Here is a 23,935-nt window from a genome sequence, read left to right as displayed (position 1 = left end):
GATTGTTCGCGGTCACGCGAGCCATCGTCCACCCGAAGCGGCCGGGGATCAAGCCCCGACCGCCCAGGTTCGGTAGATGCCTGTCAGACCGGCATCAGCCCCAGCATTTGGCGAGGCCTTCCTTGGTGTCGATGGACTTCACGCCGGTGGCCGGCTTGTCGGTCACCAGGTTGACGCCGGTATCGAAGAAGTCCTTGCCTTCGGTCGGCTTCGGCTTGGTTCCGTCCTTGGCGAAAGCAGCGATCGCCTCGATGCCGAGTGCTGCCATCTGCAACGGATATTGCTGCGACGTCGCGCCGATGACACCTTCGGCCACCGACTTCACGCCGGGGCAGCCGCCGTCGACGGAAACGATCAACACCTGGCTTTCGAGGCCGACAGCCTTGAGCGCCTGATAGGCGCCGACAGCGGCCGGTTCGTTGATGGTGTGGATGACGTTGATGGTGTTGTCCTTCTGCAGAAGGTTCTCCATCGCCTTGCGGCCGCCCTCTTCGTTGCCATTGGTGACGTCGTGGCCGACGATGCGGGGATCGTCCTCATCGCCGATCTTGTTGGGATCCTTCACATCGATGCCGTAGCCCATCATGAAGCCCTGGTCGCGCAGCACGTCGACAGTCGGCTGCGAAGGCGTCAGGTCGAGGAAGCCGATCTTGGCGTCCTTGGCCTTGTCGCCGAGCGTGGCGGCTGCCCAGGAACCGATCAGCTTGCCGGCTTCGAGATTGTCCGTCGCAAAGGTCGCGTCGGCGGCGTCGATCGGATCGAGCGGCGTGTCGAGCGCGATCACCAGCAGGCCGGCATCGCGCGCCTTCTTCACGGTCGGCACGATGCCCTTGGTGTCGGATGCAGTGATCAGGATGCCCTTGGCGCCGTCGGCGATGCAGCTCTCGATCGCCGCGACCTGGCTCTCGCTGTCGCCGTCGATCTTGCCGGCGTAGGTCTTGAGGTCGACGCCGAGTTCCTTGGCCTTCGCCGTGGCGCCTTCCTTCATCTTGACGAAGAAGGGATTGGTGTCGGTCTTGGTGATCAGACAGGCACCGACACCGGCCGCGGATGCGGACGACGCAAACGCCACCAACCCCAGAGCCGCGGCGGCAAACACGGTCGATTTCAACAGTTTTGTATTGGTCACGATTTCCTCCCAGTGGAACCATTCCGATGCCGGCCAACCGGCACCTGCAGCGCATCCAACGAAATTCTCCCAGCGTGGACGCTGCCTCAACAGACACCAGGCCGAAGCTTCTGTCAATAATTAAATCACTCTTATTTATTATTGACAGCCTTGCTTCATTCACCCATTCTGGCCCAAAAGCATTGAGGGGAAACGACGGGAGGAACAGGGTGGAAACCGCCATTGCGAGGCACGGTTCGCCCGAGGTGAATGACAGCCTCATTCACCGCGGCACCAACCAGAGCGGCATGCGCGACCACAATGAGCGGTTGGTGCTCTCGTTGGTGCGCCAGCACGGCAGCCTGGCGAAATCCGACATCGCCCGCATGACCGGGCTTTCGGCGCAGACGGTTTCGGTCATCATGCGCGAGCTGGAGGAAGAAAGCCTTCTGCTGCGCCAGGCGCCGTTGCGCGGCAAGATCGGCCAACCCTCCATCCCGATGGCGCTCAATCCCGAAGGCGCTTTCTTCATCGGTCTCAAGATCGGCCGCCGCAGCGCCGAACTGGTGCTGATCGATTTCCTTGGCCATGTCCGTTCGATGCTGCAGCATTCCTATCGCTACCCGGCGCCGCGCGAGACAGTAGACTTCGTCAGCAACGGCATGCGGCAGATGCGCGGCGAGCTGACGCCTGCACAGGACAAGCGCATCGCCGGGCTCGGCATCGCCATGCCGTTCGAATTGTGGAACTGGGCCGATACCGCCGGCGCCCCGCGCGACGTCATGGACGAATGGCGCCACCGCGACATCAGGGCCGACATCCAGGCGCAATGCGATTTTCCGGTCTATTTGCAGAACGATGCGACTTCGGCCTGCGGCGCCGAGCTCGTCTTCGGCCAGGCGGGTGCCGCGCGTGACTTCGTCTATTTTTACATCGGCGCCTTTGCCGGCGGCGGAATCGTGCTGAATGGCCGGCTGTTTGGCGGCCCGACCGGCAATGCCGGCGCGCTGGGTTCGATGCCCGTACCCGGACCGGACGGCAAACCGGCCCAGCTGATCGACGTGGCGTCCATCGCCATGCTCGAAAAGGCGCTCAATGCGCGCGGCGTCGAGGCCTCGCATCTGTGGACATCGCCGGAAGACTGGGGCGAGATCGGCTCCGAACTCGACGACTGGATCGCCAGTGCCTCGCAAGCCCTTGCCTACGCCATCGTCGCCGCATCCTCGGTCATCGATTTCGAAGCGGCGGTGATCGACGGCTGGATGCCGAAGGCGGTGCGCCGCCGGCTGGTCGACGCCATCATCGCGGCAATCGCCACGATCGACGGCGAAGGCCTGAAGCTGCCCGCCGTTCGCGAGGGAACCGTCGGCATTCACGCCCGGGCGCTCGGCGGCGCCAGCCTGCCCCTTTCCGAACGCTTCCTGATCGGCTCGACGACGATTTCCAGGAGCGCCTGATGCTGATCGGAATCCCGGCGCTGCTCGGTCCGGAGCTTCTGGCCACGTTGCGTGCCATGGGCCATGGCGACGAAATCGCCCTTGTCGACGGAAACTATCCGGCCGAACAACAGGCCACCCGGCTGGTGCGAGCCGACGGGCACCATCTCATCCCGGTGCTCGACGCGATCTTGAGCGTGCTGCCGGTAGACGACGCCGTTCCAGAGGCGCTGTTTCGCGCCTCTGTCAAAGGCGATCCCTCGCTTGCCGATCCTGTCCACCATGAGATCGAGGCGATCTGCGCCAAACGCGCGCCGGACCGCAAGGTGGTTGCGCTGGCCGGCGCCGACTTCTATGCACGGGTCAAATCGGCGCATGCCATCGTCGCGACCAGCGAGCCGCGGCTCTACGCCAACATCATCATACGCAAGGGCGTGATCCATCCGCCGGAGACCAGGAAGCCATGATCCTCTGCTGCGGCGAAGCCCTGATCGACATGCTGCCGCGCACGACGACAGCGGGTGAGCCGGCCTTTGCGCCTTATGTCGGCGGCGCGGTGTTCAACACGGCGATCGCGCTTGGCCGGCTCGGCGCGCCGGCAGGCTTCTTTTCGGGCCTGTCGTCGGATCTGTTCGGCGGCCAGTTCCGGGATGCGCTGGGGGCAAGCAAGGTCAGCTCCACCTATGCGCACACCTCACCACGGCCAACGACGCTGGCCTTCGTCAAGCTCACCAACGGCCAGGCGACCTACACTTTCTATGACGAGAACACCGCCGGCCGCATGCTGACCGTCGACGACCTGCCGCAGCTTGGCAGCGAGATCGAAGCCATGCTGTTTGGTGCCATCAGCCTGATTTCGGAGCCCGCCGGCAGTGCCTATGAGGAGTTCATGCGGCGCGAGCATGAAAGTCGAGTGATGATGCTCGATCCCAACATCCGGCCGAACTTCATACCGGACAAGGCCAAGCACCTCAGGCGCATTCGCGCGATGATGGCGATGGCCGACATCGTGAAATTGTCGGACGAAGACCTGAACTGGTTCGGCGAAGCCGGCTCGCACGAGGATGTCATCCGCAACTGGCTGGACCGAGGCCCGAAGCTGATCGTCGTCACCCATGGCAGCGAAGGCGCCGTCGGCTATACCAGGGAACATGCCGTCACCGTCATGCCGGAAAAGGTCGAGGTGGTCGACACGGTCGGCGCCGGCGATACCTTCAACGCCGGCATCCTCGCCTCCTTGCATGAGCAGGGCCTGCTGACCAAGGCGGCGATTTCCGCCTTGTCGAAAGACGCCATCCACAAGGCGCTGGCGCTCGGCGCGAAGGCGGCGGCAGTGACCGTGTCGCGGGCCGGCGCCAATCCACCCTGGCGACATGAAATCGCCTGAGCAACGCTCAACATAAGTTGAGCCCAATCGATCACTTTATGTTTCGCAGGGCTCTTTTACAGGGCTATAAGGGCGGGATGGCGCCCGACGAAGCCCGGATTTCCGGCATCTGACTGACATTCGCCGGGAAATACTGGTAACGGACTGCGACACTTGGGCAATTTGGGGCTCCGCCTGCCCGGCTTTCTCGGCAAGCGCAACTCTGGTACCAGCGGCCGATTATCTGGCTAACCCGTTTTGAGGCCGACATGCAGTTCATCGATCTTGGCGCGCAGCGCGAACGAATCCGCGACCGGCTGAAGGCCGCGATCGACCGTGTCGTCGACGAAGGCCGTTATATTCTTGGCCCGCAAGTCACCGAATTCGAGAACAAGCTCGCCGCCTATATCGGCACCAAGCATGTCGTGGCCTGCGCCAACGGCACCGATGCACTGCTGTTGCCGCTGTTTGCGGCCGGCGTCGGCCCGGGCGACGCCGTGTTCGTGCCGAGCTTCACTTTCGCCGCCACCGCCGAAGTGGTGGCGCTGGCCAAGGCCGAGCCGGTGTTCGTCGATGTCGACCCACATACCTACAACATCGACATTGCCAGCCTCGAAGCGGCCATTGCCATGATCAACAAGGAAGGAAGGCTGAAGCCGAAGGCAATCATTCCCGTCGATCTGTTTGGCCTTGCCGCCGACTACGAGGCGATCATGGCGATCGCCAGCCGAGAAGGGCTGATGGTGATCGAGGATGCCGCCCAGTCGATGGGCGGTTCGCTCGACGGCAAGATGTGCGGTGCTTTCGGCCATGTCGGATCGACCAGCTTCTATCCGGCCAAGCCGCTTGGCTGCTACGGCGACGGCGGCGCGATGTTCACCAATGACGATGCGCTGGCCGAGCAGCTTCGCTCCTTCGCCTTCCATGGCAAGGGCGAGACGCAGTACGACAATGTCCGCGTCGGCATCAATTCACGCCTCGACACGATCCAGGCGGCGATCCTGATCGAGAAGCTGGCAATCCTCGAAGACGAGATGGTCGCCCGCCAGGTGGTGGCAAAGCGCTATGCCGAAGGGCTTGGCGACATCGTCACCGCCGCCCGCAATCTGGACGGCAGCCGTTCGGCCTGGGCGCAATACGCCATCGAGACGCCCAAGCGCGACGGGCTGAGGGCGCATCTCGGCGAAAAGGGCATTCCGTCTGTCATTTACTACGTGAAGCCGCTGCATGCCCAGGTCGCTTATCGCGACTACCCGCGCACGCCGACCGGCCTTGCCGTATCGGAAGACCTGCCGAAGCGGATCCTGTGCCTGCCCATGCACCCTTATCTCAGCGAAGCCGACCAGGACCGCATCATCGAGACGATCCGCAACTATATCGGCTCGAATTCGGCGCAGGCCGCGGCAGAGTAAGCTGCCGAGCCTTTCTCAGCCGGGGCCCGCCGCCCTGCCGCTGGCAATGAAATGCGGATTGGCAAAATCCTCGTCGTCGCTTTGCCTGCGCTTGCCATAGACCAGAGGTTGGCCGTCCAGCGTGCGCGTCATGCCGCCGGCGGCGCGCAGGATGGCGTCGCCCGCCGCTGTGTCCCATTCCATGGTGCGGCCGAAGCGCGGATAGACATCAGCCTCGGCACTGGCGAGAAGGCAGAACTTCAAGGACGAACCGACCGAAACGATTTCGGCGGCACCGAGGTCGCGAATATAGGCCTCGGTTTCCGGTGTGTTGTGAGACCGACTGGCGACGACGGCCAGCGGCGTCGCGGCCGCTCTCGCCGCGATCGGCCGGCGGCCGACGATCTGGTAATCGCCATCGATTTCGAGTGATTCCGCCCTGCCCGGCAGGCCGGAAAAGAAGCGGCCCGTGCAGGGCGCAAAGACGACGCCGACTTCCGGCACGCCATCGCGAACCAGCGCGATGTTGACGGTGAAATCGGTGCGGCGGTTAACGAACTCCTTGGTCCCATCGAGCGGATCGATCAGAAAAAAAGCCCCGTCCAGATCGGGCGGCACGATGCCGGCGGAAGCTTCTTCCTCGGCCACGCAGGGGATATCGGGAAATGCGGCACGCAGTCCGGCGAGAATGATCTTTTCGCTCTCGCGGTCCGCCTCGGTCACCGGCGAGGCGTCGGACTTACGGTCAACCGCACAGCCGGCGTGGAACACACGCATCACCTCGCGCCCGGCCGACAAGGCCAGGCGCTCGAAGATTTCAAGCATCAGCCTGTCGTCAGATGCCGCCGCCGCTATCGTATTGGTCTTCGGCAATGTCGCGCTCGTTCAGCCAGTGTTCCAGGGCGTCGACCATCTCTTCGGCCGACTTGCCGAGTGTCCGAAGATGGACCTCCGGGGTTTCCGGCGCTTCATAAGGGGAATCGACGCCGGTGAAATTCTTGATCTCGCCATTCAGCGCGCGCGCGTAGAGGCCCTTCGGATCACGCCGGGCGCATTCCTCGAAAGGCGTATCGACATACACCTCGACGAATTCGCCGTCGGCCATCAATTCACGTGCCATGCGCCGCTCGGCGCTGAAGGGCGAAATGAACGAAACAATGACGATCAATCCGGCATCGGCCATCAAACGCGCCACTTCAGCAACGCGGCGGATGTTCTCGACGCGATCGGCGTCGGTGAAGCCAAGATCGCGGTTGAGACCGTGACGGACGTTGTCGCCGTCCAGGATATAAGTGTGGCGGCCGGTGGCGAACAGCTTCTTTTCGAACAGGTTGGCGATGGTCGACTTGCCGGAACCCGACAGCCCGGTGAACCAGAACACGGCGGGCCGCTGGTTCTTCATGTCGGCGCGCACGCGCTTGCCGACATCGAGCGACTGCCAATGGATGTTTTCGGCGCGGCGCAACGAGTGCAGGATCATGCCGGCGCCGACCGTGGCGCTGGAGATGCGGTCGATCAGGATGAAGGCGCCGGTGGTGCGGTTTTCGGCGAAGGGATCGAAGGCGATCGGCGTCCGCGTCGAAATGTTGCAGATGCCGACTTCGTTCATGTCGAGCGACTTTGCCGCTTCATGGGCAAAGTCATTGACGTTGATCCGATATTTCAGGTCGGTGACGGTGGCGCTGGTCTGGTCGGTCTCGGTGCGCAGGATGTAAGAGCGGCCTGGCAGCAACGCATGCTCGTCGAACCAGACGATGTTGGCGGCGAACTGGTCGGCGACTTGCGGCCGTGCGGCAGGCGAAACCAGCATGTTGCCGCGCGAGATTTCGACTTCGTCATCGAGGACGAGCGTGACGGCCTGGCCGGCGGCCGCCTGGGCGAGATCGCCGCCATACGAGACGATCCGCTTGACGCGCGAGGATTTGCCGGACTTGGCGACAACGACCTCGTCGCCGGGCGCAACCGAGCCGGAGGCGACCGTGCCGGCAAAGCCGCGAAAGTCGAGATTGGGACGGTTGACATACTGGACAGGGAAACGAAACGGCAGTTCGACCATCGCTTCGTCGACCGACACGGTTTCGAGATGCTCGATCAGCGTCGGACCGGAATACCATTCCATGCTTTCCGACCGGCGGCTGACATTGTCGCCATAACGGGCCGACATCGGGATCGGCACAATGGTCTGGAAGCCGAGATCGCGCGAGAATTGCCCGTAGTCTTCGACGATCCGGTCGAAAACCGCCTGATCGAAATCGACAAGATCGATCTTGTTGACGGCCAGCACGACGTGGCGGATGCCGAGCAGCGAGGCGATGATCGAATGCCGCCTTGTCTGGCGAAGCACACCCTGCCGGGCATCGATCAGCACGATCGCCAGGTCGGCGGTCGAGGCGCCGGTGGCCATGTTGCGGGTGTATTGCTCGTGGCCAGGTGTGTCGGCAACGATGAATTTGCGTTTCGGCGTGGCGAAGAAGCGGTAAGCGACGTCGATGGTGATACCTTGCTCGCGCTCGGCCTCCAGACCGTCGACCAGCAGCGCGAAATCGATGTCGTCGCCCGTCGTGCCATGCTTGCGCGAATCGCGTTCGAGCGCGGCGAGCTGGTCCTCGAAAATCTGCTTGGTGTCGGACAGCAGGCGCCCGATCAGCGTCGACTTGCCGTCATCGACCGAGCCGCAGGTCAGGAAGCGCAGCAGCGACTTCTTCTCCTGCGCAGCCAGATAGTCGCGAACGCCGTCGGTGGGAGCGAGGCTCTTTGCCATGATGTGGCGCATGGTCAAAAGTACCCCTCGCGCTTCTTCTTTTCCATCGAGCCGGCTTCATCGCGGTCGATCAGGCGACCCTGCCGTTCGGACGTCCGTGCCGTCAGCATTTCGCCGACGATGGCTTCCAGCGTGTCGGCATCCGATTCGATGGCGCCGGTCAGCGGATAGCAGCCAAGCGTGCGGAACCGCACCAGCCTGTTCTCCACCGTCTCGCCGGGGCGCAGTTTCATGCGCTCGTCGTCCCGCAGGATCAGCATGCCGTCGCGTTCCACCACCGGTCGTTCCTTGGCGAAATAGAGCGGCACGATCGGGATACTTTCCTGCAGGATGTACTGCCAGATATCGAGTTCGGTCCAGTTCGACAGCGGAAAGACGCGGATCGATTCACCCGATGCGATGCGGGTGTTGAATATCTTCCACATTTCGGGGCGCTGGTTCTTCGGATCCCACACATGCTGGGCGTTGCGGAAGGAAAAGATGCGCTCCTTGGCGCGCGATTTCTCCTCGTCGCGACGAGCGCCGCCAAAGGCCGCATCGAAACCGTATTTGTCGAGCGCCTGGCGCAGCGCCACGGTCTTCATGACATGGGTGTGGGTGTTCGAACCATGGTCGAACGGATTGATGTTGTCGCGCACGCCGTCTTCATTGACATGAACCAGGAGATCGAAGCCGAGTTTCTGCGCCATCTGATCGCGAAAGGCGATCATCTCGCGGAACTTCCACGTCGTGTCGACGTGAAGAAAGGGGAACGGCGGCTTGGCGGGATAAAACGCCTTCATCGCCAGATGCATCAACACGGATGAATCCTTGCCAACCGAATAGAGCATGACCGGCTTGGCAAAAGCGGCCGCAACCTCACGGAATATATGGATGGACTCGGCTTCAAGCCGCTGAAGATGCGTAAGCGCTGTTGTCATGGGCCGTGGGCGTTCTTTCGTATCTTCCAACAGAAGACCTTGCCTCAAATCATCGAGCTCTTCGCGCCCGGTTCGAGCCTTGTTTCTGGACGTTCTTTCTCGTGCCGGCGTTCTAGCAGATCGCCATTGTCAAGAACAATGCTGGACTGACCCGGCCGCACATGGTTCGAGAATGAATTTTCCACAGATGCCGGCAAATCCGGAAATTCCTGCCTGCAAGCTCAACGGCCCAGAAAACGCGGGGAAAATATTGCTTGAATGGATCAGCTGCGGCTTTCAAGGGACTTCCTCTGGTCGGCCCGCGCCTGCCGCCGCTTTTCGGTGGCAATCTGCCCTATACACTATCGAAAATGGGGGGCAGCCGCTATACCAGCTTCGGGAAGTGGGCAAGTGCATCATGGGCAATTTCGAGGCGAGCGCATTAAACTTCGCCAAACAAGATCCGCCGCATGAAACTAGCCGAAGACAGCGAGCCCGAAAATTGACCCGGCTTTCATCCCTGAGACAGCAATTCACGCCTTCGCGGATCAACAACTACTTCTCCATCCTTTGCTTCTTTTTTCCACCGGTTCTGGGATCGGTGGTCAGCTTTGTATTCAATGGCGGAGGCCTTTCGTCAGTCCTGCTGACTGCTTTACGGAAAAGGCGCTTCAACGCCGACCGGGCCATGATCTGGATGACGGTCGCGATCTATGCCTACTGCGCCTCCAATCTCCTGGCGTCCATCGTCAACAATTCGTTCGCCCGGGATGCGCCACATCTTATCCCGCTCGTCACCTTCCTGTTTTTTCCCGTGTCCTATTCGACCTGGAGCATCACTCAGAAAACCACGCTTACCCGCATCATCGTGCTTTCCAGCATGGCCGCCTGTTTTGCCGCGCTGCTCATGGCCGTCATCCAGCAATATTGGATTGGCGTCAGGGCCGAGGGTGGAGCCGGAAATCCGATCGTCTTCGCAACCGTGGTGTGCCTTGCCGTGGTGATGTGTGTGGCTGGCGCCTTGTCCGGTGTTGAGCAAGCCCGGACACCCCTCTTCTACGCGGCACTGGCAGGGACGATCGCCGTCATCTATTCCGGCTCGCGTATCGTCTGGCTGGCACTGCTGATCGCCGGCATCGCCGTCATGCTGATCAACCGGCACAGGCTCAGAGGCAGGAATGCCGTTCGCCTGCTGCTGCTGCTGGCAGCGGTCGGCGTCGTGATCGCCGCTTCCAGCTTCCAGGCGATATCCGGGCGGGTCGATTTTTTGCGCTCCGATTGGGGTGCGCTTGGGGCTGGCGGCAATTACGACACCTCGTTGGGAATACGTGTTGCGCTTTGGGAGATCGGCCTCAAAGCATTCCATGACATGCCACTGTTCGGGCACGGTGTGGGTGCAACCCAGCATCTGATCAAGCAGGGCTTTCATGAGCAGTTCGCGATGGACACAGGCTTCAACCATTTTCACAACGGCTTCCTGACCGCCCTGGTGCAAGCGGGAATTCTGGGTGCCGTGACGCTGGCGGCGATCTTTATCGTTGCCGCTGGAAATGCCGCCCGGGTCTTGCGAAACAGCAACGATCCGAGCGAGCGGTTCGGCGCGACCATGATTGTTGTCGTGGTGATCACCTATCTGACGGCCGGAATGACAGGCATCCTGATCGGCCATGACATTCTGGACTCGGTGCTGATGGTCTTCCTGGTGAGCGGAACATATCTCGCCTCCGGACGCCATGTTCCTTTGTTGGAAGAGCAGGCACTTGCACCAGTGATGGAAGAGCGAGCACTTCCATCAGCCACGAAAGAGCTGTTTCGGGTAAGGCCATGAAGGTTCTGGTCACGGGCGCGACAGGTTTCATCGGGCGCCTTGTCGTGCGCCACCTTCGCGAAGCCGGTGCCGAGCTTCGCCTCGCCTCCCGCCATCCCGAGAGGCTTGGTTCGGAGAACGAGACTGTGCCGATGCCCGGCTTCGATGCGCCGGCCGCCGCCTTCCTGGAACTGACCCGGCATATGACTGACGTCGTCCATTGCGCCGGCCTCAACAATGATCAGGGAAATGCAACCGAAGCCGATTACCAAGCGGCCAATGTGGAACTGAGCGCAAGGCTGGCGCATGCCGCGGCCGCCCAGATAAGCGGACGTTTCATCCATCTCTCCTCGATCCGAGCGGTGATCGGCGCGCACGTCAGCGCAACGATCGACGAGGACACGCTTCCTGCCCCACAATGCGCCTATGGACGCTCGAAGCGCGAAGGCGAGATCAAGGTTTTGGACGCCTACGCGTTACACGGCCGCTCGGACGCCGCCGTGTTGCGCCTGCCTCCGGTTTATGGAAGCGGCATGAGGGGGAATCTGGCAACGCTGATGCGCCTTGCCGATACGCCGCTGCCGCTGCCGACGGGTGCCTTGACCGGAATCCGCTCGCTGATGTCTTCCGAGGCCGCGGTGCGAGCAGTGTCGCACCTGCTCAGCCATTCCGGACCGCTTCGCCCGATCTATGTCGGCGCAGATGTGCCGCCGGTCGCCGTCGAGGCCATCATCGCCGCCTTTCGCAGAGGTTTGGGGCGGCGTGAGCGCCTGATGGCTGTGCCGGCCGGTCTGATACGGCCGGTCGTGGCCGCGCTCGGCAGGCGGGCGTTCTGGGACAGCCTGACCGCGACACAGATATGCGACCCCGCCCTGCTGGTATCGCAGGGGTGGACGCCTGAAGCCCGCACGGTCGAGCGGCTGGCCGAGCTGGCGCGGCTCGGTAGATCCTGACTTTCTTGCTTGACCATGATCTTTCCCAAAAACCGGCTTCCACTTTTTGGGATCATGGTCTGCGGTAGAGCGTTCCAAACAGTATCCGAAGATCGAGCCAGAACGACGCAGTGCGGAGGTAGGCAGCATCCGTTTCGGCCAAAAGCTCCGGGTTCGACATGTCGATGCACCTGATCTGGGCCAGGCCGGTTATGCCCGGCAGCGCCGCCAAAACCCCCAGCCGCCTGCGACACTCGATCAACTCGGTTTGGGTCGGCAGGCAGGGGCGCGGCCCGACCAGGCTCATTTCGCCCTTCAGGACATTCCAGAATTGCGGCAGCTCGTCGAGCTTGAACTTCCGTAGGACCTTCCCGACCGATGTCACGGAATCCGCCGGCGCCTCATGCGAGGGTAGTGACGGCGTCCCGACATACATCGTGCGCAACTTGTGGCAGCGAAAAAGCCGACCGTCACGGCCGACCCGCACCTGTGAAAAAATAGCCGGGCCCGGCGACGATGCCCGAACGGCAAGGACGGTGAGCGCCAAGACAGGAGATGTGGCCACCAGCAGCAGAGCCGCACCGGCAATATCGAAGATTTGCTTGGCTGTCTTCATGAACGGCCGATAGTGCTCCCTGCCGAAGTCCCGAGGCAACGCCGCAGGCCAATGCCGTCAATCCGGTCGACGTAGCATGAGCCGATCTCTTGACCAAGCGCGCCACGCAGCCGTCGCAATGTTCAGATGCGCCCCAGGATGAAGGCGAGATAGAGCCCAATGTTTCCGGAAACGGTCTGCCGATAGACGCCGCTTTGGCGCAAGCCTGCCAAGCGGCGGGAAAGGCCACCGTTGCGCCCGCGGATGAAAAGGTCGAGGCACGCCGTCGCGTCCTCGGTCAGGAGATCGCGATTGACGGCGAGACCGTCGAGGTTGAGGTCCGTCCAGCCGGCGAATTCCCCCTTGAACAGGCGGCCAAGCCGAGAGAACCTTGCTTTCCAGGACACGTTGGCGCCGACCAGGTTTGCCGCGTGCTGCCGGTAGCGCACCAGCGGTCGCGGATCGTAGCGGACGATGCCGGCGGCGGCGGTCACTATGAGATAGGCCCACCAGTCATGGCTGACGAACCCGGTCCGCGTGGAGGCCCTGGCCAGCAGGTCGCGTGCCGCGGCGTTGAGCAGGATTGTGTTGCCGCCGGCGATGCTTTGCACAAGCGCATTGCGAAAGGATGGCGGCCGGGCAAACAGCGGCGAATGGCCGACAAGGCTTCCTGTTTCCGTCATGGTTGCGGTTCGCGAACAAAACATCAGCGGGGTTTTCGCATCCTGGGTCCGCATCCAGCTGATAGCGCTCTCCAGCCTGTCGGTCTCCCAGATATCGTCCTGGTCGCAGAAGGCATAGCAGTCCGCCTCGATGCGTCGGTCGACGATCATGGAGCGGAAATTGGCGGCGAAGCCTTGCCGCGGCCCCTCTACCAGCGTCATCCGCCCCTTGGGCCGCCAGCGGGATTTCCATGTCTCGATGATGGCGGTCGTGCCATCGGTGGAGCCATCGTCTGAAATCCACAAGTCGACCAGAGGGTGCGACTGCTCGAGCAGGGACTGCAGCTGCTCCTCGATGAAGGCGGCGCCGTCTTTCGTGCCCATCAGGACCGCGATGCGCAGATCATCTTTGCTCACGAGCAAGATCGCTTTCTGAATTCTGAACGGGCCTAGCTCGCCTGCCCCGCCGTTTTCGGGATCGCGTCTTGACGTGCACTTGCCCTGGCCTTCTTGGCGCGGTCGAGACCTGCCAATGCGGCGAGCGCGCCAGCCTTGTCCTGGTTTTTCGCCGACTGCTGCAGGGCCGTGAGCGCGACCTGGACATCCGACCATTCCACGACGTCCGTGCTGAGGCCGAAAACCTTCGAGATGCCGAGTTCGACGAGTTCCTCGTCTTCGCCATGCAGCGTTTCGTGAAGTTTTTCGCCCGGCCTGATGCCGGTGAACCGGATCGCGATGTCCTTGTATGGGCTCTTTCCGGACAAGCGGATCATCGTTTCGGCCACTTCAAGAATCGGCACCGGCTTGCCCATGTCGAGCATATAGACGGCGTAATCGTGTCCGCTCTGCCGCGACGCGGCATCGGCCGCCGACATGATGACGAGATCGACGGCTTCGGCCACGGTCATGAAATAGCGCGTCATGCGTCGGTCGGTGATGGTGACGGGTCCCCCAGCCTCGATCTGCGCCTGGAATATGGTCGCCACCGAACCATTGCTGCCGAAGACATTGCCGAACCGCACTGCAATGAACTTGGTGGCCGGGAGGCGCCCGCCCGTCTCGCCTGCCGGCGTGCCGTGCAAGGCACTGATGATCTGTTCGGCGGCCCGCTTCGTCATGCCAAGCACCGATGAGGGATCCACCGCCTTGTCGCTCGATATCAGGACAAATTGCGCAACCCCGCACTTGGCGGCAACCTCGGCGCAGACGAGCGTTCCGAAAATGTTGGTTTGAATGGCCGAATCCCAGTTCTCCTCGAGCAGCGGCACGTGCTTGAGCGCCGCGGCGTGAAAGATGATGTCCGGCCGGAATTCCGTGACGACACGCGTTATCTGGCGCCGGTCGGAGACATCGACGATGCGGACCTTGAGTCGGTCATGGTCCTTCTCGTCAACATACTGGCTCAGCTGGAAGATGCCGAATTCGGAGTTGTCAGCGACCAGCACCGCCTCGGCTCCCAGTTCCAGCGACCGCTTGACCAGCGTCTGGCCGATAGAACCGGCACCGCCGGTTACCAGAACGCGTTTGCCGCTGACAAAGGCGCCGATGCGCTGGATGTCGGACGCGACCGCCGGACGGCGCAGGATCGTTTCCATCTCGACGGTGTCGAGAACCAGCTTTCCGTGTTGTTCCAACTCCGAAAGGCCTGAGAACTGCACCACATTTATGTCGCCGTGCCGGGCAATGCGCACGAGTTCCGAATAGTCCTCGATTTCGTGCTCGGCGCCGCTGCCGAAAATCAGCAAGTCCAGGCTTTTGGTGCCGGTCGCATAGTCTTCCAGGACATCGATCAGGCGCGGCATGGTCGCCACCACGGGAACACCTTGAATCCGCGTGCCCAACGGGGCGCCGCGCTCGGTCGCCATGATGCCTGCGATGGAATAGTCCGCCGGTTGCGCCGTGCGCGTGAAGCGGATGATCAGGTCGGCCTCGCCGAGCCGGCCGACGAACAGAGCGCGCTTGGCCTGCCTGATGTCGGTCTTGCGGCTCAGAATCCCCCAGCTCGCGCCGTCGCGCAGGAAGCGGTAGAACAGCCGGGGTGCCGATATGATCGTGAAGGAGACGAGGAAGAAGACGATGAACTGACGCTCGTTGAGCCCCGCCACCGGCCGGTAAAACCGCAGCAGCAGCGACGCCACATAAAGAGTGAACGTCAAGATCGCGCAGCTCTTCAGGATGTTGAAAAAGTCCGGCGTCGAGGCGAAGCGCCAGACGGTGGTGTAGAGGCCACTGTAGCGGAACAGCAAATGACTGATGACGACGATGCCCGCCCATGTCGCCAGACCCTCCTTGGAGAGCGCGTCGAACGAAAGATTAGACCGCGAAAGCACGAGGCTGAGCGCCACGGCGACCAGGACCATGACCACGTCCTGGACCATGATGAAGACGCGCCGCATCTGTGGCCTGAGCCCGAATACTGATTCGAGGTAAGAATTCATTGGACGGCACTAGACTCCAGGCTCAAGGGGATCGACACCAGCGAAGTGCGAACACGAAGATACTTCGCGACCAATCCACCTTAAGTGCCATCCCCGGCCCCCGCCGTGGTGTATCGCATACTGCGGGGCGGAGGGCATAGCTAGAGGTTTTTTCGAGAAGAGGCGTCCAGTGGAGAACATGGATCATGCTGGGGCGATTGCCGCAAAGGAAACATTATCAAGAGCTAATAGATAAGTCACACAGCATCAGCATGCGTTCAGTTTTGCCGCAGTTGACTCTGCTCCCCACCGCGTTACGACGCAATGCGTTGCCATATGCCCATCGAAATGGCTATTAGAGACGGGCTTGGTGGTTCGCTATGGCCAGCGAAGAATAATGCGCCAGAATAACGGATTGCGATACTCCCAGCTATGATTGCGGCACTAAACGGCGCTTTTGACGACATCTCAAAGGCCATGAGATTACACCGGGTCTGGATCGCGCTTGCCCACGAGGACATCGGCGACCAGCACAGACGCACGACGCTCGGCCCGCTTTGGATGCTGGTCAATTATTTCGCTTTCGTCGGCACTTTTGTCTTTGTTTTCGTGACCACCGACGCCAGCAACCCAAGCTATATAGCCTATGTGGCCATCGGCATGCTGGTCTGGTTCTATCTCACCGAGACCATCACCATGAGCGTGTCGCTTTTCCAGCGAGAAGCGAGCTTCATTCAAGGCACAACGCTGCCGTTGTTCGTCTATGTGATGCGATTGACGATGCAATGCATCATCAGGGCTGGTTATTCGTTGGCGGGTTGCGTTCTTGTTCTGCTGCTGGGCGGTTACGGGATCAGCGCGAATTGGCTGCTATCGCTGCTGGGTCTGCTGCTCATCATCTTGGCAACGCCTGCATTCGTAACGGTTTTTGCGTTCTTGGGCGCCTTCTTTCCCGATAGTGAGTTCATCGTCGGGAATCTGATGCGGGTCGGCATGTTCTTCACGCCGGTGTTCTGGGTCTATAGCGGTCAGGAAGGCGTCCAAAAGTATGCCTATCATTGGAATCCCTTCACCTATTTCCTGGAGGGCGTGCGTGAGCCGATCACGGCCGGCATATTTCCGATGCATGCGTTGGCCGTGGCTGGTTACATCAGTCTCGGCCTATGGGCTCTTGCGTTGCTGTTGCTGGGCCGTTATCGCAAACGCATCGTTTTCCTGATCTGAGTTCCATGACATCCATCCAACTGAACAATGTCAGCCTCGTTTATCGTCTGTTCGAAAAATTGACACTTTCGGCGCCTGGCCGGCGTCGCAGCGCTCTTGGCGGCAACATAGCCAAGTCGGGCACCAAGCAGGTCGTGCAGGCGCTCGACGATGTCAGCTTCGAACTCAATGCAGGCGACCGGTTGGGCCTTGTCGGCCCGAATGGTGCCGGCAAGACAACGCTGCTCAAGGTTCTATATGGAATCTATCAGCCGTCGGGTGGCACGATATCGATCGCGGGCAAGGTCGATGCCCTGTTCAACATCAACATAGGGTTTCGCCCGGAGGCCACCGGGCGCAGGAACATCGTGCTGAGAGGATTGATCAGCGGCTGGACGGCGACCGAGATCGAAGAGAAGATGGAAGAAATAATCGATTTCAGCGAACTGGGTGACTTCATCGACCTGCCGTTCAAGGCGTACAGCCAGGGCATGGCGGCGCGCCTGGCATTTGCGGCGGCGACCACGCTCGAGCCCGAAATTCTGCTGATGGATGAATGGATTGGCGCCGGCGACGCATCGTTCCAGGAAAAAGCCAAACAACGGATGAACGAACTGGCGGAAAAGGCCGGCATCATCGTATTGGCCAGCCACGACGAAGCGCTCATCGAGCGCGTTTGCACGAAGAAAATGACGCTTCGAGCTGGGCGGATCGAGTCCCTGGTTTAAAAGCCGCCTCGCGATCAATTGGCTTCATATCCAAGTTCTTCAGGTCCATGCCGTGGATGGCAGCCAGCCGGTCTTTAGAAAAAGAGAAGAGGGTGGATTGTCAAAGCTTATCATCCAGATCCCATGCTTGAATGAGGAGGGGACACTCGCCGTCACGCTTGCTGATCTCCCACGTCAGGTCGAGGGTTTCGACCAGGTAGAGTGGCTCGTGATCGACGATGGCTCCACTGACCGCACAGTGGAGGTTGCCCGGGAAAACGGTGTGGATCACGTGGTCTCGCTGCCCCACAATCAGGGGCTTGCCAAAGCCTTCATGACCGGCATTGAGACGGCGTTGAAGCTCGGCGCCGATGTTATTGTCAACACCGATGCGGACAACCAATACGATGCCTCCTGCATTTCCGATCTCGTCCGCCCGATATTGGAGAAAAAGGCCCTGATCGTCGTCGGCGCAAGGCCGATCAGCGAGATAGAGCATTTTTCACCCGTCAAGAAATTTCTGCAGAAGCTTGGAAGCTTGGTCGTCAAGCTTGCCAGCGGCACGACGGTTCCCGACGCGCCGAGCGGTTTCCGTGCCATCCACCGCGACGCGGCGATACAGCTCAACGTCTTCAACCGCTACACTTATACGCTGGAAACGATCATCCAGGCGGGCCGCAGGAACATTCCGATCACCTCCGTGCCGATCCGCGTGAACGGGGATCTCCGGCCCTCACGGCTGGTCAAGAGCATACCAAGCTATGTGCGGCGCTCCCTGATAACGGTGGTGAGGATCTTTGTCGTCTATAGCCCGCTGCGCTTCTTTTCGGTGTGTGCGGCCATAGTCGCCACGCCGGGTTTGATCATGATCGCCCGGTTCCTTTTCCATTATCTAAGGGGTGAAGGCAGCGGCAACATTCAGTCGCTGGTTCTCTCCAGCGCCTTGCTTGCCCTTGCTGGCATCCTCGCCATGAGCGGTATCCTTTCCGAACTGATCGCGGTTAACAGACAAATTCTCGAAGAAATCAGGATCAGGCAACTGCAACAGGAACATCGGGAAAATGCATTGATCCGCTCGCTTTCGATAGATCGCGAAGGTTCCAAGGTTCAGGCAGGTAAAATAAGCGGAATAGTGTAGATGAACGAAGCGCCAGCAACCTACGACAACGTTCCGGGCAATTACTACGACAAATACAATACCCGGAATCCGATCGCACGATATCTCATGGATGGCTTTCTGAGCAGTTTCGATATGTTGACGGCGAAGACAGGCGTCCAAAACGCTTACGAGGTCGGCTGCGGCGAGGGAAATTTGTCCATTCGCCTCCATGATCGGGGGTGGAATGTTCGCGGCAGCGACCTGGAATCCGTCAGTGTTTCGGAGGCTAACGAGCAATGCACGAAGCGTGGGCTGGAGCCGATATTTGAAACACGCTCGCTTTTCGACCTGACACCGGAAGTCGCTTCGGCCGAACTGGTGATCTGCTGCGAAGTTCTCGAGCACATCCCAGATACCGAACAAGCCCTTGCGATACTCAAATCGCTTGCCAAACCTTATCTTCTTGTCAGCGTGCCACGCGAGCCTGTCTGGCGGGCACTTAACATGGCCAGAGGTAAATACATCTCAAGCCTTGGAAATACGCCGGGGCATATCCAGCACTGGTCATCCGCATCGTTCATCAACCTGCTGGGCAAATCGCTAAAGGTCGTGGAGGTCCGCAAGCCGCTCCCTTGGACCATGGCCCTTTGCCGTTGTGACTGAGACAATGCAGACGGCACCATCAGCCAAAAGCAGAAAGCTGAATTCAATAATTCGCGCCGGGGGCCTGATTGTCAGCCTTGCCGCGCTTGTCTTCGTCGGATTGGCGGTCCATCGCTCCTTCGGCGACCTGCAACGACAACTTATTTCACCATTTTTTCTGATCGCCATACCGGGCTGCGCCCTCGCCTATGCCGTCATCCTGCAACTGGTCGGCATCGCCTGGTATCGCTTCTTGGTTGCCGTTGACGGGCCGTCGCTTGGGTTGGGTCGTGCGCTTGGCATTTTTGGGAAGACGCAGATCTACAAATACCTGCCGAGCAACGTGATGCATATGGTTGGCCGGTTTGCCCTCGCCCGCAATGCCGGAGCGTCGAACAAGGCGCTTGCCTTTGCCCAGATAGGGGAATTGTCCATCATCGTCCTTGCCGCAGGAACGTTGGCCGCCTTGCTGGCATGGCCAGTTTTCCAGGATGCCTCTGCGCGCTATGGTCTCGATAACCCTAGATTGCTCGCGGGAATAATCGCCGCCGGGCTTTTGGCGCTTGCCGTCGGGACAGCGCTTTTGTTTCGCTTCAGGATCGCCAGCATCGGGAGAAGAGCGCTAATCGCCTCTGCCGAAGCATTTCTTCTCTATGCACTGTTTTTCATCGGCAATGGGTTGCTGATCGTTGCGCTTACCAGAACCTTGGACGATGCGGGGCATGTGGCCGAACTGGTCGGCATAGGAGCGGCTGCCTGGCTCATTGGCTTTGTCGTTCCGGGAGCGCCGGGTGGCCTTGGGGTGCGTGAAGCAGTTCTGATCATGGGGCTTACCGCCGCGGGCCTGCCGCCTCCGGCAGCCACCGCGATTGCTCTCGGCAACCGGCTCGTCACCGTTCTCGGAGACTGCCTGGTCGCCCTGGTGGAATTGATATTGCAAAAGGGGAAGAGCGCATGAACACGCAAATGGGCGAAGCACCCGTGCAAAACAGCCATTTGCCGGGAGAGACCCCATTTCTGCGACACATCATTTCGATGGTGCTTCTTTTCGTCCTCGTCCTGGGAATCGTCGGCGTGAATCCTTTTCGGCAAACGCTGGCACCAATGGATCTGCTGCTGGCGTATCCAGGATGGGACAATGCTGGGATCGACACCCCCCTTATCAATGCAGAGCGTTCTGACGCGCTGGATCACCGCCTGCCGAACTGGCGAGAATTTAGGCGAGAGTTATGGGAAGGGCATATCCCATTATGGAACCCCCTGCATCAGCTGGGTGCAACTGGCATCCAGGCGCCTATTTATGAGGGCCTTTCGATACCTTTTATAGTTTATGCCCTCACGCCGAACGAGGCCATGGGCTACACGTTCGCAATTCTTACGAACTATCTCCTGGCTGCCTTTGGCACTTATTTCCTGCTGTTCTTCATGTTCAGTAATCGCAGGGCGGCAGTTTTTGGCGCCATGGTATTCGCATTTTGCGGTTTCAACATCGCATGGGCACATTGGCCGCACCTGACAACGAGCGCTCTTATCCCATGGGTTCTCGCCACTCAACTCCGATACTGGCAGACAGGCCGTTTGAGTTGGGCCTTAGGATTCACTTTCAGCGTAGCCTTGATGGGCCTAGGCGGCTTTCCATTTGTGGCCCTCCTTGGGGCCATCTCGTCACTGATACTGGGAATCGTAGTTCTTCTTGCCGAACTCAGGAGCATCGGCATCAATCAGCTTCCGATCAGGCGAATTGTCGGGCTCGGCTGCGCAGGCACTGCCGGTGCATTCCTAGCCCTCCCCGGCCTCTTGCAAACCAGAGACATTCTCGATTCAACTGATTTGTCTAGCCGAACAAGTGGGACAGCATTCTCCCCTTACGACATTATCTATATGTTTGGCTCTGATTTTTCAGATCATTTAGGTGTCGAGCGCACTTTTTCGGCTGGAATACCAGCCGCCCTCCTCACTATTCTTTCAATATACATAATCTTTCGGGAGCGAAATCGATTCGCTATCCTTGGGTTAATCATTGCAATATTCACAATGGCAACAGCATTTGGCGCAGCGCCTGCCAACCTCGTGAAATTAATCCCTGGCTTCGATTTAAACACCTGGAGCAGAGCATCTATACTTTTTGGACTATCAGTAGCCATACTCTCTTCCTATACGATTAATTACATATCTCCCACATCACCAAAATACGAGCCTTATTACAAATCACATGTCGTTCTGTTCATATGCCTACTTCAGGCAATTAATCTCGGCTACTGGTTCAGGCAAATCAATGCGAGACCCGACATCGAGACATTCTTCCCAGAAACCCCGTCAATATCGTATGTTTTATCAAAAATTCTTCCTGGTCAGAGCATCATCTCAGACGACAGCTTTCTTTCCTCTGGATTTTTGTCGAACTATCGATTGCCAGAATTATTTGCCCATGGCTTTCGCACCGACGCTCAAAAGAAAATAGCTCAGGACATAGCGCCTTCTTATCAGACAACATATACCGCCTCCGTCATTCAATGCTCCGACATTAATTTCTCCAGCCGACGAATTACCTATGCTGCCGTCCGCTTCTTCCTCGTCAGAAGTGGATGCGCCACCGAATTGGCTTATGAAACCTCTGGCATTGGCCAGAGACCCACTCTCCCCCTTAACAACGGTGCCCTCAAAGGTAACTTGGTAATTGACAAGCCCATGAGTGCGACGAGCGTGCAGGTTTTATTGGCAACATATAATGAGGGCTACGCTCCCTCGGCATTGATATTTGATCTTTACAAAGATGAACTTCTCGTGGCTCACGCTGAATTGCCACCGGAGGCGATACGTGACAACCAATTCGCCACGTTCAGTTTCAACCAGGCCGCTCCTCTTGTGACCGGAACGTATCGGTACGTCATTTCAATGACCAAACCCGACAGCCAAAAGATGCTTAGTGCATGGGCCTTCGAAACCGCCGGGGGCGCAACCTATCAAGTTGGGTCGAGTGTATTTCCCGGTATCCCAAAAATTAGAGTTATTGAGAAAACTCATCTTCCTCAAAATTTCTCGATCACGCCGGTAGAGCCGGGCATTGATGTTGTCGAAAACCACGTGATTCTAGGCTCGGGCTATTATGTGCATGGGTTAGACGGGCAACCGGAAGCAGATTTTGGCTCGGTGCGACTTGCAACATATCGACCGGATGACGTGACAGTGGAATATTCAGGCGCAACACATGGATGGGTCATTTTCCCCATCCGCACCAACAAATATTGGCGGGCCACATTGGATGGAAAGGCGGTAGAGCTAAAAAGCTTTTTAGATTTTTTTCCTGCTGTCGAGGTGAACGGGCAGAGCAAAATTCGGTTCTACTATGATAGCAGTCACCTGCTGAAAACGCTGGAACTCTGCATCGCCGGCTTCGCCGTCTCAGTCATTCTCCTAGTGATGACGAACGGCAGAGCCCCTCGATTACCAACAGGCACATGAACGATTATCCCTACCTCCGGTTCTGACCTGCTGCTGTCATCAGTGCTCGCCACATAGCTGAAGGAGCATGAGAGGCAGACGGCGTGACGAGGACTTTGCCGACTGCTAAGGTCCGCCCCAACATCGACTTTAGAGGAAATGATGGACATTTTAGACCCATCCGTCGCGATTTCGCCAAGCGCCCAAAGTGCAGTTGATATTTTCAAAGGCGAATGGTCGTCCAAATCTCCAGCGACGGCCGATGCCACAACAGCCCCCGGGAGCGCGCCGCCCTCTTTGAAGGCTCACGTATCGACTGGCTTTCGAAAACCGTTGAGGGATTTTTCCGGCAAGCGCATCCTGGAACTCGGACCGATGGAAGCAGGACATGCTTACTTGATGTATCAAGCAGGGGCGGAATCGATACTCGCGGTCGAAGCCAATTGCGATCCTATCTGAAATGCTTTTGCGTGAAGGAAGTCTTCGACCTCCTCCCCCCGGGCTGTTGCGAAAAATGACAAGCACCATGACTAACAAGAACCGTGAACACAAAATAGCAGTACTTGTTCCTTGCTACAACGAGGAGCTAACTATTGCTGACGTAATTCATGACTTCAAATCACACCTACCCGCAGCCGATGTGTACGTTTATGACAATAATTCGAGTGATGACACCTATAACGCGTCTGTTCGCTCAGGAGCGATTGTACGCAAAGAAAAAAGCCAGGGAAAAGGAAACGTGGTTAGGCGAATGTTCAGCGATATTGAGGCGGACATCTATATTTTAGTCGATGGGGACGGCACTTATGACGCGTCTGTAGCCCAACGCCTAATTGATGAGCTCTGTTCCGGCCCCTACGACATGGTAAATGTCGCGCGTGCGGCTGAGAATTCCGACGCATATAGAAGCGGCCATGAATGGGGGAACAAGCTCCTAACCGGCCTCGTTCGACGAATTTTCGGCGCAGCAACCACCGACATGCTATCTGGATACAAGGCGTTTTCGCGGCGCTATGCTAAATCGTTTCCCGCCCTATCGACCGGGTTTGAGATTGAAACCGAGCTTGTGGTGCATGCGCTCGATCTCCGCTTACCCCAATCAGAGATCACAGCCCCGTACCGCGAACGACCAACTGGTTCCGCGAGCAAGTTGCGGACCTACAGTGATGGCTTACGAATACTGCGCTTGATCGGTTTCCTCATGAAGGAGGAGCGGCCGCTTGCCTTCTTCTCTATTGTGGCGGGTATCTTGGCGATGCTCTCTCTGCTCATTGGCGCGTCTGTCATCATCGAGTTTATGGAAACCGGCCTCGTACCCCGTTTGCCGACAGCGGTTCTTGCGACGGGCATCATGGTGTCCGCGCTGCTCTCGTTATCCAGCGGCTTCATTCTTGACACCGTTACGCGCGGCCGGCGCGAGGCGAAGCGCTTGGCCTACCTCCGATATCCGGCGCCATGATCCACAGTAG

At 59.2% G+C, this 23,935-nt stretch carries 21 protein-coding genes; 14 read left to right on the top strand and 7 right to left on the bottom strand.

What is annotated here, in order from left to right; all coding sequences use genetic code 11:
- Positions 1-94 precede the first annotated feature (94 nt).
- Complete coding sequence (locus AC0L24_RS02775; protein ID WP_127398255.1) at positions 95-1,129, bottom strand: sugar ABC transporter substrate-binding protein; 1,035 nt, start codon at positions 1,127-1,129, stop codon at positions 95-97.
- Positions 1,130-1,338: 209 nt separating this feature from the next.
- Between AC0L24_RS02775 and AC0L24_RS02770 the strand changes: the two genes are divergently transcribed.
- The 4 genes from AC0L24_RS02770 (at position 1,339) to AC0L24_RS02755 (ending at position 5,322) form a co-directional block, all read left to right on the top strand.
- The gene (locus AC0L24_RS02770) at positions 1,339-2,565 is read left to right on the top strand and encodes an ROK family transcriptional regulator (protein WP_127810961.1); all 1,227 of its coding nucleotides are present in this window, start codon (positions 1,339-1,341) and stop codon (positions 2,563-2,565) included.
- Positions 2,565-3,011: an RbsD/FucU family protein gene (locus tag AC0L24_RS02765; protein ID WP_127396452.1), complete on the top strand. Its 447-nt coding sequence runs from the start codon at positions 2,565-2,567 to the stop codon at positions 3,009-3,011. The genes AC0L24_RS02770 and AC0L24_RS02765 overlap by 1 nt, the downstream gene beginning before the upstream one ends.
- Complete coding sequence (locus tag AC0L24_RS02760; protein ID WP_127810962.1) at positions 3,008-3,931, top strand: carbohydrate kinase family protein; 924 nt, start codon at positions 3,008-3,010, stop codon at positions 3,929-3,931. Before AC0L24_RS02765 ends, AC0L24_RS02760 begins: the two co-directional genes overlap by 4 nt.
- A 248-nt stretch (positions 3,932-4,179) precedes the next feature.
- Positions 4,180-5,322 (top strand): DegT/DnrJ/EryC1/StrS family aminotransferase, encoded by a 1,143-nt coding sequence (locus AC0L24_RS02755; protein ID WP_127810963.1) that lies wholly within the window; start codon positions 4,180-4,182, stop codon positions 5,320-5,322.
- Positions 5,323-5,337: 15 nt separating this feature from the next.
- Here the strand turns inward: AC0L24_RS02755 and cysQ are convergent, their stop codons facing one another.
- Genes cysQ through cysD form a run of 3 tightly spaced genes read right to left on the bottom strand, consistent with a single transcriptional unit; the run spans position 5,338 to position 8,982 of the window.
- Positions 5,338-6,126 carry a 3'(2'),5'-bisphosphate nucleotidase CysQ gene (cysQ, locus tag AC0L24_RS02750; RefSeq protein ID WP_164874015.1) on the bottom strand — a complete coding sequence of 263 codons (789 nt, stop codon included), beginning with the start codon at positions 6,124-6,126 and terminating at the stop codon, positions 5,338-5,340.
- A 10-nt stretch (positions 6,127-6,136) separates the two neighbouring features.
- Positions 6,137-8,074, bottom strand: a complete 1,938-nt coding sequence (gene cysN / locus AC0L24_RS02745; RefSeq protein WP_164873879.1) for a sulfate adenylyltransferase subunit CysN — start codon at positions 8,072-8,074, stop codon at positions 6,137-6,139.
- Positions 8,075-8,076: 2 nt separating this feature from the next.
- Positions 8,077-8,982: a sulfate adenylyltransferase subunit CysD gene (gene cysD / locus AC0L24_RS02740; RefSeq protein WP_027035869.1), complete on the bottom strand. Its 906-nt coding sequence runs from the start codon at positions 8,980-8,982 to the stop codon at positions 8,077-8,079.
- A gap of 481 nt (positions 8,983-9,463) precedes the next feature.
- Between cysD and AC0L24_RS02735 the strand changes: the two genes are divergently transcribed.
- Positions 9,464-10,789 carry an O-antigen ligase family protein gene (locus AC0L24_RS02735; protein ID WP_127397110.1) on the top strand — a complete coding sequence of 442 codons (1,326 nt, stop codon included), beginning with the start codon at positions 9,464-9,466 and terminating at the stop codon, positions 10,787-10,789.
- Positions 10,786-11,721, top strand: coding sequence for an NAD-dependent epimerase/dehydratase family protein (locus AC0L24_RS02730; protein WP_127397108.1), 936 nt, complete (start codon positions 10,786-10,788; stop codon positions 11,719-11,721). Before AC0L24_RS02735 ends, AC0L24_RS02730 begins: the two co-directional genes overlap by 4 nt.
- A 52-nt stretch (positions 11,722-11,773) precedes the next feature.
- Here the strand turns inward: AC0L24_RS02730 and AC0L24_RS02725 are convergent, their stop codons facing one another.
- The 3 genes from AC0L24_RS02725 to AC0L24_RS02715 all read right to left on the bottom strand — a co-directional run bounded on the left by AC0L24_RS02725 (position 11,774) and on the right by AC0L24_RS02715 (position 15,395).
- Positions 11,774-12,316, bottom strand: a complete 543-nt coding sequence (locus AC0L24_RS02725; RefSeq protein ID WP_127397109.1) for a sugar transferase — start codon at positions 12,314-12,316, stop codon at positions 11,774-11,776.
- Between the two features lie 122 nt (positions 12,317-12,438).
- Positions 12,439-13,374 (bottom strand): glycosyltransferase family 2 protein, encoded by a 936-nt coding sequence (locus AC0L24_RS02720; protein ID WP_127320325.1) that lies wholly within the window; start codon positions 13,372-13,374, stop codon positions 12,439-12,441.
- A gap of 32 nt (positions 13,375-13,406) precedes the next feature.
- Positions 13,407-15,395, bottom strand: coding sequence for a nucleoside-diphosphate sugar epimerase/dehydratase (locus AC0L24_RS02715; protein WP_164873880.1), 1,989 nt, complete (start codon positions 15,393-15,395; stop codon positions 13,407-13,409).
- 411 nt (positions 15,396-15,806) lie between these two features.
- On the opposite strand from AC0L24_RS02715, the gene AC0L24_RS02710 reads away from it, so the two are divergent.
- From AC0L24_RS02710 to AC0L24_RS02675, 8 genes are all read left to right on the top strand, one after another.
- A complete protein-coding gene (locus AC0L24_RS02710; protein ID WP_127810964.1) occupies positions 15,807-16,598 on the top strand; it encodes an ABC transporter permease in 792 nt (263 codons plus the stop codon).
- The gene (locus AC0L24_RS02705) at positions 16,538-17,305 is read left to right on the top strand and encodes an ABC transporter ATP-binding protein (RefSeq protein ID WP_473563392.1); all 768 of its coding nucleotides are present in this window, start codon (positions 16,538-16,540) and stop codon (positions 17,303-17,305) included. The genes AC0L24_RS02710 and AC0L24_RS02705 overlap by 61 nt, the downstream gene beginning before the upstream one ends.
- Positions 17,306-17,357: 52 nt before the next feature.
- Positions 17,358-18,422: a glycosyltransferase family 2 protein gene (locus AC0L24_RS02700; protein WP_245481757.1), complete on the top strand. Its 1,065-nt coding sequence runs from the start codon at positions 17,358-17,360 to the stop codon at positions 18,420-18,422.
- Positions 18,423-19,046 (top strand): class I SAM-dependent methyltransferase, encoded by a 624-nt coding sequence (locus AC0L24_RS02695; protein WP_127810965.1) that lies wholly within the window; start codon positions 18,423-18,425, stop codon positions 19,044-19,046.
- Positions 19,047-19,050: 4 nt separating this feature from the next.
- Positions 19,051-19,983 (top strand): lysylphosphatidylglycerol synthase domain-containing protein, encoded by a 933-nt coding sequence (locus tag AC0L24_RS02690; protein ID WP_127810966.1) that lies wholly within the window; start codon positions 19,051-19,053, stop codon positions 19,981-19,983.
- Positions 19,980-22,487, top strand: a complete 2,508-nt coding sequence (locus AC0L24_RS02685; RefSeq protein ID WP_473563391.1) for a hypothetical protein — start codon at positions 19,980-19,982, stop codon at positions 22,485-22,487. Before AC0L24_RS02690 ends, AC0L24_RS02685 begins: the two co-directional genes overlap by 4 nt.
- A 141-nt stretch (positions 22,488-22,628) precedes the next feature.
- Complete coding sequence (locus AC0L24_RS02680; RefSeq protein ID WP_127810968.1) at positions 22,629-22,925, top strand: hypothetical protein; 297 nt, start codon at positions 22,629-22,631, stop codon at positions 22,923-22,925.
- A 67-nt stretch (positions 22,926-22,992) separates the two neighbouring features.
- Positions 22,993-23,925: a glycosyltransferase gene (locus tag AC0L24_RS02675; protein ID WP_210214652.1), complete on the top strand. Its 933-nt coding sequence runs from the start codon at positions 22,993-22,995 to the stop codon at positions 23,923-23,925.
- The last annotated feature ends 10 nt before the right edge of the window (positions 23,926-23,935 follow it).

The sequence above is a fragment of the Mesorhizobium sp. WSM4809 genome (assembly GCF_055811655.1).
This window is presented reverse-complemented; position numbering and strand designations above follow the sequence as displayed.